The 12,190-nt window shown below is 69.2% G+C and carries 11 protein-coding genes; 10 read left to right on the top strand and 1 reads right to left on the bottom strand.

The annotated features are described in order from the left end of the window. The first annotated feature begins 159 nt into the window (after window positions 1-159). The 8 genes from ABD655_RS00495 to ABD655_RS00460 all read left to right on the top strand — a co-directional run bounded on the left by ABD655_RS00495 (window position 160) and on the right by ABD655_RS00460 (window position 9,596). Complete coding sequence (locus ABD655_RS00495; RefSeq protein ID WP_344710554.1) at window positions 160-843, top strand: GntR family transcriptional regulator; 684 nt, start codon at window positions 160-162, stop codon at window positions 841-843. Further along, a complete protein-coding gene (locus tag ABD655_RS00490) occupies window positions 840-2,381 on the top strand; it encodes an MmgE/PrpD family protein (protein WP_344710552.1) in 1,542 nt (513 codons plus the stop codon). Before ABD655_RS00495 ends, ABD655_RS00490 begins: the two co-directional genes overlap by 4 nt. A 114-nt stretch (window positions 2,382-2,495) precedes the next feature. Next, window positions 2,496-3,395, top strand: coding sequence for a methylisocitrate lyase (prpB, locus tag ABD655_RS00485; protein WP_344710550.1), 900 nt, complete (start codon window positions 2,496-2,498; stop codon window positions 3,393-3,395). A gap of 79 nt (window positions 3,396-3,474) precedes the next feature. Further along, entirely contained in the window at window positions 3,475-4,647 is a 1,173-nt protein-coding gene (locus ABD655_RS00480) for a bifunctional 2-methylcitrate synthase/citrate synthase (protein ID WP_344710548.1), read from the top strand. 33 nt (window positions 4,648-4,680) lie between these two features. Further along, complete coding sequence (locus ABD655_RS00475) at window positions 4,681-5,859, top strand: thiolase family protein (RefSeq protein WP_344710546.1); 1,179 nt, start codon at window positions 4,681-4,683, stop codon at window positions 5,857-5,859. A 576-nt stretch (window positions 5,860-6,435) separates the two neighbouring features. After that, the gene (locus ABD655_RS00470) at window positions 6,436-7,593 is read left to right on the top strand and encodes an acyl-CoA dehydrogenase family protein (RefSeq protein WP_344710544.1); all 1,158 of its coding nucleotides are present in this window, start codon (window positions 6,436-6,438) and stop codon (window positions 7,591-7,593) included. A 28-nt stretch (window positions 7,594-7,621) separates the two neighbouring features. Continuing rightward, entirely contained in the window at window positions 7,622-8,521 is a 900-nt protein-coding gene (gene mmsB, locus ABD655_RS00465) for a 3-hydroxyisobutyrate dehydrogenase (RefSeq protein WP_344710542.1), read from the top strand. A gap of 280 nt (window positions 8,522-8,801) precedes the next feature. Then, a complete protein-coding gene (locus ABD655_RS00460; RefSeq protein ID WP_344710540.1) occupies window positions 8,802-9,596 on the top strand; it encodes an enoyl-CoA hydratase in 795 nt (264 codons plus the stop codon). Between the two features lie 107 nt (window positions 9,597-9,703). Here the strand turns inward: ABD655_RS00460 and ABD655_RS00455 are convergent, their stop codons facing one another. Beyond that, window positions 9,704-10,240, bottom strand: a complete 537-nt coding sequence (locus ABD655_RS00455; RefSeq protein WP_344710538.1) for a MarR family winged helix-turn-helix transcriptional regulator — start codon at window positions 10,238-10,240, stop codon at window positions 9,704-9,706. Between the two features lie 193 nt (window positions 10,241-10,433). On the opposite strand from ABD655_RS00455, the gene ABD655_RS00450 reads away from it, so the two are divergent. Both ABD655_RS00450 and ABD655_RS00445 read left to right on the top strand, forming a co-directional pair. After that, window positions 10,434-11,210, top strand: coding sequence for an electron transfer flavoprotein subunit beta/FixA family protein (locus ABD655_RS00450; protein ID WP_344710536.1), 777 nt, complete (start codon window positions 10,434-10,436; stop codon window positions 11,208-11,210). Window positions 11,211-11,221: 11 nt separating this feature from the next. After that, window positions 11,222-12,190 (top strand): electron transfer flavoprotein subunit alpha/FixB family protein, encoded by a 969-nt coding sequence (locus ABD655_RS00445; RefSeq protein WP_344710534.1) that lies wholly within the window; start codon window positions 11,222-11,224, stop codon window positions 12,188-12,190.

Here is a 12,190-nt window from a genome sequence, read left to right as displayed (position 1 = left end):
CAGCCATTTCCGAGCCTGCACCACCGCTCGCGAGCGGTGCGGCGGGAGGGCTGGGCGCTGCGGCCAGTGTATACGGAAAAGCCGCCGTCACTCGCTCAGGTGCAGCGATCAGCCTTCTGTGTATACAATAAGGCCTCAGGCTGGGTGAGGAGGCGTGTGATGAGAGCAAGCGACCGCGCCTACCGCACGCTGCTGGACGAGATCCAATCCGGCGCGCTTGCGCCGGGCGCCGTGCTGGGCGAAGTCGAGCAGGCGGTACGCCTCGGCGTGAGCCGCACACCCCTGCGCGAAGCCCTCGGCCGCCTGGCCGCCGACGGCCTGGTCACGCAGCAGTCCGCGCGCGTGACCGTCGTCACCGACGTGGACGCCGACGACATCCGCGCCCTCTTCGGGCTGCGCCGCGCGCTCGAGGAGACCGCAGCGCGGGTGGCGGCCGAGCGGGCCGACGCCGCGGCCTTCGCCGCGCTCGCCGACGAGTTCGCCGGAGCCCGCCTGAACGGGCAGCAGGGACTGGACGCGTACTACGCGCTCATCGCCCGTTTCGACGGCGAGCTGGACGCCGCGGTCGGCAACGACTACCTCTCCTCTGCGCTGCGGACCGTCCGGACCCACCTCGTGCGGGTGCGGCGACTCGCACGCGACAATCCCAGCCGGCTGGCGGCATCCGTGGCGGAGCATCGTCTGATCGCGTCGGCGATCGCTGCGCACGACGCTGAACTGGCCGCGCATGCGACCCACGTGCACCTGCACAACGCGCTGGCCGCGATCCTCGCGTCCGTCGAGGGTGCGCAGAACGACGACACCGAGATTTCGGCAGGCTCAATCACCGAAGGAGCAGCATGACTGTGAACCACCACCTCCGCGTCCACCGCAGCGACGAAGACCTCGCCCGTGAGGGACAGCTGGCCTGGCGCATCGCCGAGGTCGCAGCCGACCCCGTCGAGGTCGATTCCGACGTCGTGGACATGATCATCAACCGCGTGATCGACAACGCGGCCGTGGCCGCGGCATCCATCACGCGCGCGCCCGTGAGCGCCGCCCGCCAGCAGGCGCTCGATCACGCCGTGTCGATCAGCGGCAAGGGCGCGACCATCTTCGGATGCAGCATCGAGCGGCGCACGAGCCCCGAGTGGGCCGCGTGGGCGAACGGGGTCGCCGTGCGCGAACTCGACTACCACGACACGTTCCTGGCCGCCGAGTACTCGCACCCGGGCGACAACATTCCGCCGATCGTCGCCGTCGCGCAGCACGTCGGGTCGGACGGCGCGGCGCTGGTGCGTGCGATCGCGACCGGGTATGAGATCCAGATCGACCTGGTCAAGGCGATCTCGCTGCACAAGCACAAGATCGATCACGTCGCGCACCTCGGCCCGTCGGCCGCCGCCGGCATCGGCACGCTGCTCGGCCTGCCGGTCGAGACGATCTACCAGGCGGTCGGCCAGGCCCTGCACACCACCACGGCCACCCGCCAGTCGCGCAAGGGCGAGATCTCCACGTGGAAGGCGCACGCCCCCGCGTTCGCCGGCAAGATGGCCGTCGAGGCGGTCGACCGCGCGATGCGCGGTGAGACCTCGCCCAGCCCGATCTACGAGGGCGAAGACGGTGTGATCGCCTGGATGCTGGACGGACCCGACGCCACGTACGAGGTGCCGCTTCCCGCCGACGGCGAGCCGAAGCGCGGCATCCTGGACTCCTATACGAAGGAGCACTCGGCGGAGTATCAGGCGCAGGCGTGGATCGACCTGGCCCGCAAGCTCGGCAACGAGAATCCATCGCTGCGGGAGGGCAAGGGGCCGGACGGCCAGGACATCGAGTCGGTGGTGCTGCACACGAGCCACCACACGCACTACGTGATCGGATCGGGCGCCAACGACCCGCAGAAGTACGACCCGACCGCCTCTCGTGAGACGCTCGACCACTCCATCCCGTACATCTTCACCGTCGCCCTCCAGGACGGCGCCTGGCACCACGTCGACTCCTACGCACCCGAACGCGCTGGTCGGGAGGACACGGTCGAGCTCTGGCAGAAGGTCACCACCGCCGAGGACGACGAGTGGACGCGCCGCTACCACTCCGAGGACCCGAACGAGAAGGCCTTCGGCGGCCGCGTCGTGATCCGGTTCGCGGACGGCAGCGAGATCACGGACGAGATCGCCGTCGCCGACGCGCACCCGCTCGGCGCGCGCCCGTTCGCCCGCGAGGACTACATCCGCAAGTTCCGGATGCTCGCCGAGCCGGTGCTGGAGCCGGAGGAGATCGAGCGCTTCCTCGAGCTGGCCGAGCGCCTGCCCGAGCTCAGCGCCGACGAGGTGCAGCAGCTGACGATCGTCGCCAAGCGCGGCGTCCTGGCCAACGCCCCGGCCCCCAAGGGACTGTTCTGACATGCGTCTGTGCACAACGTCGCTGATCCGCAGCCGCACGGCCCGCGCGAGGGCCGCAACCCGCCCGCGCTCCGCGCATCGGCGACGTTGTGCACAACCGGACGGGAGCAACTGATGCTGTACGCCACCACGCCCGCCGCCGAGAAGCGCCGGCTGTTCCGCGAGCGGCTCGCCTCCGGCGAGCTGCTGCGCTTCCCGGGCGCGTTCAACCCGCTGAGCGCGCGCCTGATCGAGCAGAAGGGGTTCGAGGGCGTCTACATCTCCGGTGCTGTCCTGGCCGCCGACCTGGGCCTGCCCGACATCGGCCTGACCACGCTCACCGAGGTCGCCGGCCGCGGGCAGCAGATCGCGCGGATGACCGAGCTGCCGGCGATCATCGACGCCGACACGGGCTTCGGCGAGCCGATGAACGTCGCCCGCACGATCCAGACGCTCGAGGACGCCGGCCTGGCCGGCGCGCACATCGAGGACCAGGTCAACCCGAAGCGCTGCGGCCACCTGGACGGCAAAGCGGTCGTCGACCAGGACACCGCCGTCAAACGCATCCGCGCGGCCGTCGACGCCCGCCGAGACCCGAACTTCCTGATCATGGCGCGCACCGATATCCGCGCGGTCGATGGGCTGGATGCCGCGGTCGACAGGGCGAAGACGCTGGTGGATGCCGGGGCCGACGCGATCTTCCCCGAGGCGATGCGCTCGCTGGAGGAGTTCGCCGCTGTCCGCGCCGCGGTCGACGTGCCGATCCTCGCGAACATGACCGAGTTCGGCAAGAGCGACCTGTTCTCGGTCGACCAGCTGCGCAACGTCGGGGTGAACATCGTCATCTGGCCGGTGTCGCTGCTGCGCATCGCGATGGGCGCGGCCGGCCGTGGGCTGGATACGCTGATCGATGAGGGCCACCTCACCTCCACGCTCGGGGAGATGCAGCACCGTGCGGATCTCTACGAACTGATCGATTACGAGGGCTACAACCACTTCGACACCTCGGTGTTCGACTTCCAGATCACCCGCTGACCTGACCGCTCAGCTGTCACGATCCGCTCCCCATTCGGGCGTGTTGTGACAGGGGAGGGTCGTCCGAAGAGAGCAGAGCATGACTGAACCAGACATCAAGAAGGGCCTGGCCGGGGTCACCGTCGACTACACCGCGGTGAGCAAGGTCAATCCCGAGACCAACAGCCTGCTGTATCGCGGCTACCCGGTGCAGGAGCTGGCGGCCACGCAGTCCTTCGAGGCCGTCGCCTACCTGCTCTGGTACGGCGAACTGCCGACGGACGCGCAGCTGGCCGCGTTCGTTGCCGAGGAGCGCGCGGACCGCACGCTGGATGAGAACGTCAAGCAGGCGATCGACCTGGTGCCGCTGACGGCGCACCCGATGGACGTCCTGCGCACCGCGGTCTCGCTGGCCGGCGCATCCGATCCCGCCGCCTTCGACAACTCCCGCGAGTCCGACCTCGCCAAATCCAAGCGCCTCTTCGCGAAGCTGCCCGCCATGGTCGCCTACGACCAGCGCCGCCGCAGGGGGCAGGAACTGATCGATCCCCGCGAGGACCTGGACTACTCGCAGAACTTCCTCTGGATGACCTTCGGCGAGATCCCGGACCCGGTCGTCGCGCATGCGTTCAACGTCTCGATGATCCTGTACGCCGAGCACTCGTTCAACGCCTCTACCTTCACCGCGCGAGTCATCACGAGCACCATCGCCGACCTCTACTCGGCCGTCGTGGGTGCCATCGGTGCGCTCAAGGGTCCCCTCCACGGCGGGGCCAACGAGGCTGTCATGCACATCTTCGACGAGATCGGATCGGCCGAGAACGTCTCGCCCTGGCTCGACACGGCGCTCGCCGAGAAGCGCAAGATCATGGGGTTCGGACACCGCGTCTACAAGCACGGCGACTCGCGCGTCCCGACGATGAAGGCCGCGCTCGACACGCTCGTGGACCACTACGACGCCCCCGACCTGGCGGCGCTGTACGACACGCTCGAGTCCGAGTTCGTCTCGCGCAAGGGCATCTACCCGAACCTCGACTACCCGTCCGGTCCGTCGTACAACCTGATGGGGTTCGACACGCAGACCTTCACGCCCCTGTTCGTCGCGTCGCGCGTCACCGGCTGGACCGCGCACATCATGGAACAGGCGGCATCCAACGCCCTCATCCGCCCGCTGTCGGCCTACAACGGTCCCGACGAGCGGCACATCCCGGGCTATGTTCCGGATGCCGAGGCCGAGGTCACCCTGGAAAGGCCTGCCGAAGCGACGGGCTGAGCACGGCCGAACATCCATCACTGAGGAGCTGACATGCCCACCGCCGTTCTCGTCGACGTCGTCCGAACGCCGTCCGGCCGAGGCAAGCCCGGAGGAGCGCTCTCGAGCGTCCACCCGGTCGACCTCGCTGCCGGAGTGCTGCGATCCATCCTCGAGCGCAACGGGCTCGAATCGCGGCAGATCGACGACGTGCTGCTCGGGTGCGTCAGTCAGGTCGGCGATCAGGCGATGAACATCGCGCGTCAGGCGGTGCTCGCCGCCGGTTTCGACGAGACCGTCCCGGCAGTCACGATCGACCGGCAGTGCGGGTCCAGCCAGCAGGCGGCTCACTTCGCCGCGCAGGGAGTGATCGCCGGCGCCTACGACATCGTGATCGCGGGCGGCGTGGAATCGATGAGCCGCGTGCCGCTCGGCTCATCGCGTGCCGGGGGATCCCGGTCGCGGCTGCTGGACGAGCGCTACCCCGACGGCCTGATCAACCAGGGCGTCTCCGCCGAGCTGATCGCCCAGAAATGGGGTCTGTCTCGGGATGTGCTGGACGCCTACTCGGCGGAGTCGCATCGCAGGGCGGCGGATGCGGCATCCCGAGGTCTGTTCGATTCGCAGCTGCTCGCGGTGGCCGCCGACGGTGGCGGCGTGGTCACGACCGACGAGACCGTGCGTGCGGGCACCACGCTCGACGGACTGCGCGGCTTGAATCCCGCGTTCCGCACGGACGACCTCGCCGCACGCTTTCCGGAATTGGACTGGCGGATCACGCCGGGTAACTCCTCGCCGCTCACCGACGGGGCCTCCGCCGCGCTGATCATGAGCGAGGAGAAGGCGATCGAGCTGGGGCTGACCCCGCGCGCCCGGTTCCACGCGTTCGCGGTCGTCGGTGACGACCCGGTGTACATGCTCACCGGACCCATCCCCGCGACACGCCGGATCCTCGAGCGCAGCGGCCTGTCGATCGACGACCTCGATGCATACGAGGTGAACGAGGCGTTCGCGTCGGTCCCGCTGGCGTGGGCGAACGAGCTGCGCGCGGACCCCGACCGGCTCAACCCGTGGGGCGGCGCGATCGCGCTCGGTCATGCCCTCGGCTCGTCGGGCACGCGACTGCTCGGAACGCTGCTCGCGAATCTCGAGGCGACCGGGGGGCGGTACGGCCTGCAGACGATGTGCGAGGGCGGCGGCATGGCCAACGCCACGATCATCGAGCGGCTCTAGCGGGTCCTGAGTCTGAGCGGGGAGCGGGTCGCGGATCGGGCGGCGCTGAGCGGGCCGGCGCTGAGCCGGCCGGCACTGCGCGCGTGGTGCGGCGCTGAGCGCGCGGCGCCGAGCGGGCCGGCGCCGAGCGGGTCCTGGGGCACTGATCGTGCGGCGCTGAGCGGATCGCGGGGCTGAGCGGATCGCGGGGCTGAGCGGATCGCGGGGCTGAGCGGGTGCGGCGCGCGCCAGTTGCGCGCGCCGCTTCTTGTTCACTTGCCCTGGATGTACACGAAACGGCCGTCCCGGTGTACATCTACGACAAGTGAACAGGCGGGAACCCGGCCCCCGTCATGCGCCCTGACCGGCCCCCCTCCTGCGCCCGACAGGCGGCCGCGGCAGGCCGCGGCATCCTTCAATTCACTTGTCCTGGATGTACACGAAACGGCCGTCCCGGCGTACATCCACGACAAGTGAACGCAGAGAGAGGCGGTTCTTTGTGGTCCTCGCAAATACTTGGGTGTCCATGTAAAATGGGCATAGTGCCAATGTCGGCACGTCGATCTTCACCAGGATGATCCGCCAACGGAGGCAGTGATGACCATGACGATGCCCACCTCCCCCACGGACGAGCGCGATGCGATCGTCGCGGCGGTCCGCGACTTCGCGCAGGCCGAGATCGCGCCGCATGCGCTGGACTGGGATGAGCGCAAGCATTTTCCCCGCGACGTGCTGCGCCGTGCGGGCGAACTCGGGCTCGGCGGCATCTATGTGCGTGAAGACGTCGGGGGATCGGAGCTGAGCCGCGCCGACGCGGTCGCGATCGTCGAAGAGCTGGCCAAGGCCGACCCCTCGATCGCGGCGTACGTCACGATCCACAACATGGTGGCGTGGATGATCGACTCCTACGGCACCGACGAGCAGCGGCAGAGGTGGCTGCCGCAGCTGACCGCCATGACGGACTTCGGCAGCTACTGCCTCACCGAGCCCGGCGCGGGGTCGGATGCCGCGGCCATCACCACCAGTGCCATCAAGGACGGCGACTCGTACGCCCTCACCGGCGTCAAGCAGTTCATCTCGGGCGGTGGCGAGGCATCCGTCTATGTCGTCATGGCGCGTACCGGGGAGCCCGGTGCGCGGGGGATCACGGCGTTCCTGGTGCCCGCCGACGCACCGGGGCTGTCGTTCGGCGCCAACGAGAAGAAGATGGGCTGGAATGCCCAGCCCACGCGACAGGTGATCCTCGACGAGGTGAGGGTTCCGGCATCCGATGTTCTGGGCGTGGAGGGGCAGGGCTTCAAGATCGCGATGTCCGCGCTGAACGGGGGTCGGATCAGCATCGCCGCCTGCTCGCTGGGCGGTGCGCAGTGGGCCCTGGACCGGGCCGTCCAGTACGTCCACGAGCGTTTCACGTTCGGCGAGCCGCTGGCTGAGAAGCAGTCCGTGGTCTTCACGCTCGCCGACATGGCGACCGAGCTGCGCGCCGCCCGCGCCCTGGTGCGCGACGCCGCACTCGCGATCGACGAGCAGGCGCCGGACGCGGCGATGCAGTGCGCCATGGCCAAGCGCTTCGCGACGGATGCCGGCTCCCGCATCGCGAACGAGGCCCTGCAGCTGCACGGCGGATACGGCTACCTGCACGAGTATGGGATCGAGAAGGTCGTGCGCGACCTGCGGGTGCACCAGATCCTGGAGGGCACCAACGAGATCATGCGCGTCATCATCGGGCGCGAGCTGCTGGGGACCCAGCGATGAGCGACTCATTCGAACGGGGGGCAGCACGATGAGGATCGCATTCCTCGGCCTGGGCCATATGGGACTGCCGATGGCGCGGAATCTGGCGAAAGCCGGGCACGACATGGTCGGTTTCGACGTGGTCCCCGCGGCGATCGACGCCGCAGGTGCGGCCGGGCTTGCGGTGGCCGACTCGGGGCAGGATGCCGCGGCATCCGCCGAGCTCGTGATCACGATGTTTCCGAGCGGCCGGCATGTGCTGGAGGCGTACCGGGGGTCTGACCAGACACCGGGGCTGCTCGCGGTCGCCGCGCCGGGGACGCTGTTCATCGACTGCTCGACGATCGCCGTCGACGAGGCGCAGGAGGCGGCGGGACTGGCCGCCGCCGCCGGGCACCGAGCCCTCGACGCGCCTGTCTCGGGTGGGGTGGTGGGCGCCGAGAACGCGACTCTGGCCTTCATGGTGGGCGGCTCGGACGAGGACTTCGAGGCGGCCCGGCCGATCCTCGAGACGATGGGACGCCGGGTCGTGCACTGCGGCGGTGCGGGACTCGGGCAGGCGGCGAAGGTGTGCAACAACATGATCCTGGGCGTCTCGCAGATCGCGGTGGCCGAGGCCTTCGTGCTCGGCGAGCGGCTCGGGCTCTCGCATCAAGCCCTGTTCGATGTCGCGTCCAATGCGTCGGGGCAGTGCTGGGCGCTGACGACGAACTGCCCGGTGCCGGGCCCGGTGCCGACGAGTCCCGCGAACCGTGACTATCAGCCCGGCTTCGCGGGCGCGCTGATGTCGAAGGATCTGGGGCTGGCCGAGCAGGCGATCGCGCTGACCGGGGTGGATGCGCGGATGGGACGCCTCGCTCGGGAGATCTACCGCGAGTTCGCGGACGGCGAGGGGGCGGGGCAGGACTTCTCCGGGATCATCAACACGATCCGCGCCGAGAGCGCTTGAGCCCGGCCCTTGGTTCCCCTGTCACCAACCGCCGCCGCAGCCGCAGTTTGCGACAGGGGAGCCGGGTCTGATTTGGTTCCCCTGTCACGAAATGTCGGCGAAGGCAGCAGCTTGGGACAGGCGAGCACCGGGGGTTGCGAGACTCGATCGGCTCGCCTGTCACAAAAGCCACCGAGAAGCGCAGTTTGCGGCAGGCAAGCCAACCAGCGAGTCCAGCCAGCCAGTGCTGCGAGCCAGCCGGCGGGGCGAGCAGCGAAGCGACCACCGAGCGAGGAGAGAGATGACCGAGTCTGAGAACACGTCCACGTACGAGACGATCCTGGTCGAAACGCGGGGGCGCGTCGGGTGGATCACCCTGAACCGTCCCGAAGCGCTTAACGCGCTGAACACGCAGGTGATGCACGACATCGTGGCCGCGGCATCCGAGTTCGATGCGGACGAGCGGATCGGCGCGATCGTGCTGACCGGTTCGGAGCGCGCGTTCGCCGCCGGAGCCGACATCAAGGAGATGGAAGCCAAGTCGGGGTTGGACATGGTCATGAGCGATCATTTCGGCGGGTGGGCGCGTTTCGCCGCGGTGCGCACGCCGGTGATCGCCGCGGTGTCGGGATACGCGCTGGGGGGTGGGTGCGAGCTGGCGATGATGTGCGACCTGATCATCGCCGCCGACACGGCGAAGTTCGGTCAGCCCGAGATCAACCTCGGCGTCATCCCCGGCATGGGTGGCTCGCAACGGCTCGTGCGCGCGGTCGGGTACTACAAGGCGGCCGACCTGGTGCTGACCGGACGGATGATGGATGCCGCGGAGGCCGAACGCGCCGGCCTCGTGTCCCGCGTGGTGCCGGCCGCGGACCTGCTCGAGGAGGCGGGGAAGGCGGCGGACACGATCGCGTCGAAGTCGCTTCCGTCGCTGTATGCGGCGAAGGCGGCGCTGGATGTCGCGCTGGAGTCGACGCTGGCCGAAGGCATCCGCTTCGAACGTCACGTGTTCGCGGGACTGTTCGACACGGCCGATCAGAAGGAGGGGATGGCGGCCTTCCGCGAGAAGCGCGCCCCCGACTTCACGAACCGCTGAGTCGCGCCCGATCGGAGACCGCGAGACAGCATGTTCGCCACGAGACTGAGCGCGTCGACACCAGTCTCGTGGCGCCCATCCGGTCTCGCGGGCTAGGGGGGGAAGCGCTACAGCGGGTCGGGCAGCGGGCGCGGCTCGGCGAAGTCCCCGGCATCCTTGCGGAACCGCGCGAGGATCCGGACGAGCTCGACCGTGTCATCGCCCGACAAGCCGGGATCGGCGAACACTTTCGCATTGAGCGCGTCCGTGGCGCGCTCCACCAGATCCCGGCCGGCGGGCGTCAGCACGAGCATGGCTGCCCGGCCGTCGCCAGGGTGCGGCTCGCGTTCGACGAGCCCGTCGCGCACGAGGCGGTCGACCGTGTTGGTGACACTGGTCGGATGCACTTGCAGCCGCGCGATGGCGCTGGCCATCGGCATCCGTCCTGCGCGGGTGAAGCCGAGCAGCCGCAGCATCTCGTAGCGAGCGAAGGAGAGCCGGAAAGGCTTCAGCGCCGCGTCGATGCGCGCGAGCATGAGCTGCTGGGCCCGGATGATCGAGGTGACCGCGGACATGCCGGAGGCGGCGTCCGCCCAGCCGTGCGCCGTCCACTGGCGTTTCGCCTCGGCGATCGGGTCGACGGGGAGGGGTTCTGATCTGGACATCGGTCGCCTCCCTTTCTGCTCCACCGTATCCACATACTCGCTCGCAACGCTCCGCGCGCCGTATTCGGCCGTTTCGGGGCAGCCGAATGTATACATACTGCCCCTTAGGTGAGGTGAATAGGGGCGCCATGCCCGCGAATGGGTACATTGCTCAACGTCACGTTAGACTCGCCGGTGGCGTGAGGAGCTGTCGATGAAGATCGTCGTTTTGGTCAAAGAGGTCCCGGACACGTATGGCGACCGCAAGCTGAGCCTGGAGACGGGGCTTGCCGATCGTGCGGCGAGCGAGACGGTGCTGGATGAGATCGGTGAGCGGGCGTTGGAGGTCGCGCTGAGTTACGCGGACAAGAATGCGGATGCCGAGATCGTGGTGTTGTCGATGGCTCCGGCGGGGTCTGCCGCGACGGTGCGGAAGGGTCTGGCGATGGGGGCGGGGTCGGCGGTGCATGTTGCGGATGAGGGTCTGGTCGGTGCGGATCTGGGTTTGACGGCGGAGGTGCTGGCCGCGGCGGTGCGCCGGACCGGGTTCGATCTGGTGATCGCCGGGAATGTGTCCACGGATGGTTCCGGCGGGGTGATGGCCTCGATGGTGGCGGAGTTGTTGGATGTGCCGGCGGCGACGGCGCTGAACAGCGTGGTGATCGGTGACGGGACGGTGTCGGGGGAGCGGGCCAGTGATGCCGCGACGATGCGGGTGTCGGCGGCGCTGCCGGCGGTGATTTCGATCACGGAGCGTTTGCCGGATGCGCGGTTCCCGAACTTCAAGGGGATCATGGCGGCCAAGAAGAAGCCGTTCGAGACGTTGTCGCTGGCGGATCTGGCGATCGAGCCGGAGGATGCGGGCGCGTCCCGGTCGATCGTGCTGGGGTTGTCGGAGAAGCCGCCGCGGCAGGCGGGTACGAAGATCGTCGACGAGGGCGACGCGGGGCAGAAGCTCGCGGAGTTCCTGGTCCAGAACCGGCTGGTGTAGGGGTGGCGGAGATGACTTTTGCGGACGATGCGGTTCTGGTGCTGCTGGATGTGACGCCGGGTGGGGAGCTGGCCAAGTCCGCCGCGGGCCTGCTCGGCGCGGCCGCGCAGGTGGGCACGCCGGTGGCGGTGCTGGTTTCGGACACGGCGGGGGTGGCGGATGCCGCGGCCGCTCTGGGCGCGGCGCAGGTGCTGATCGCGTCCCCGGGTGCGGGGCTGACCGTGCCGGTGGTGGATGCGCTGGCCGCCGCGGCGGATCTGGTCCGCCCGGACGCGATCCTGATCTCCAACTCGGTCGAGGGCCGCGATGTCGCGGGCCGGTATGCGGCCCGGACGAGGTCGGGGCTGTGCGTGGACGCGGTCGGTGTGTCCCGGGATGCCGAGGGCGTGGTCGCGAACCACTCGGTGTACGGCGGCGCGTACGAGGTGGACTCTGCGGTGACCTGGGGTGCGCCGGTGATCACGGTCCGGCAGGGCGCGGTCGAAGCCCGCGCCGAGGCGGTCGCGACGCCCGAGGTGCAGATGCTGGAGGTGACGGCATCCGGTCGGCGGGCAGCGACGGTGGAGTCCGTCGATGAGGCGGTGGTGGAATCGTCTCGTCCGGAGCTGCGTGGCGCCGGGAAGGTCGTCTCCGGAGGTCGCGGGCTGGGCTCGCAGGAGAAGTTCGCCCTGGTCGAGCAGCTCGCCGACGCGCTCGGCGCGGCCGTGGGCGCCTCGCGCGCCGCGGTGGATGCCGGATATGTGCCGCAGTCGTTCCAGGTCGGCCAGACCGGGGTGTCGGTCTCGCCGCAGCTGTACATCGCGCTGGGGATCTCCGGGGCGATTCAGCACAAGGCCGGAATGCAGACGGCGAAGACGATCGTCGCGATCAACAAGGACGGCGACGCCCCGATCTTCGAGATCGCCGACTTCGGTGTCGTCGGTGACCTGTTCACCGTGGTCCCGCAGCTGATCGCCGCGCTGCAGGCACGGAAGGCGTAG

This window comes from Microbacterium terregens (genome assembly GCF_039534975.1).
GTDB classification, from domain to species: Bacteria; Actinomycetota; Actinomycetes; order Actinomycetales; family Microbacteriaceae; genus Microbacterium; species Microbacterium terregens.
This window is presented reverse-complemented; position numbering and strand designations above follow the sequence as displayed.

Coding starts and splice junctions, on each gene's coding strand:
- ABD655_RS00495 (WP_344710554.1), top strand. CDS start 160: ATGAGAGCAAGCGACCGCGCCTACCGCACGCTGCTGGACGAGATCCAA.
- ABD655_RS00490 (WP_344710552.1), top strand. CDS start 840: ATGACTGTGAACCACCACCTCCGCGTCCACCGCAGCGACGAAGACCTC.
- prpB (WP_344710550.1), top strand. CDS start 2,496: ATGCTGTACGCCACCACGCCCGCCGCCGAGAAGCGCCGGCTGTTCCGC.
- ABD655_RS00480 (WP_344710548.1), top strand. CDS start 3,475: ATGACTGAACCAGACATCAAGAAGGGCCTGGCCGGGGTCACCGTCGAC.
- ABD655_RS00475 (WP_344710546.1), top strand. CDS start 4,681: ATGCCCACCGCCGTTCTCGTCGACGTCGTCCGAACGCCGTCCGGCCGA.
- ABD655_RS00470 (WP_344710544.1), top strand. CDS start 6,436: ATGACCATGACGATGCCCACCTCCCCCACGGACGAGCGCGATGCGATC.
- mmsB (WP_344710542.1), top strand. CDS start 7,622: ATGAGGATCGCATTCCTCGGCCTGGGCCATATGGGACTGCCGATGGCG.
- ABD655_RS00460 (WP_344710540.1), top strand. CDS start 8,802: ATGACCGAGTCTGAGAACACGTCCACGTACGAGACGATCCTGGTCGAA.
- ABD655_RS00455 (WP_344710538.1), bottom strand. CDS start 10,240: ATGTCCAGATCAGAACCCCTCCCCGTCGACCCGATCGCCGAGGCGAAA.
- ABD655_RS00450 (WP_344710536.1), top strand. CDS start 10,434: ATGAAGATCGTCGTTTTGGTCAAAGAGGTCCCGGACACGTATGGCGAC.
- ABD655_RS00445 (WP_344710534.1), top strand. CDS start 11,222: ATGACTTTTGCGGACGATGCGGTTCTGGTGCTGCTGGATGTGACGCCG.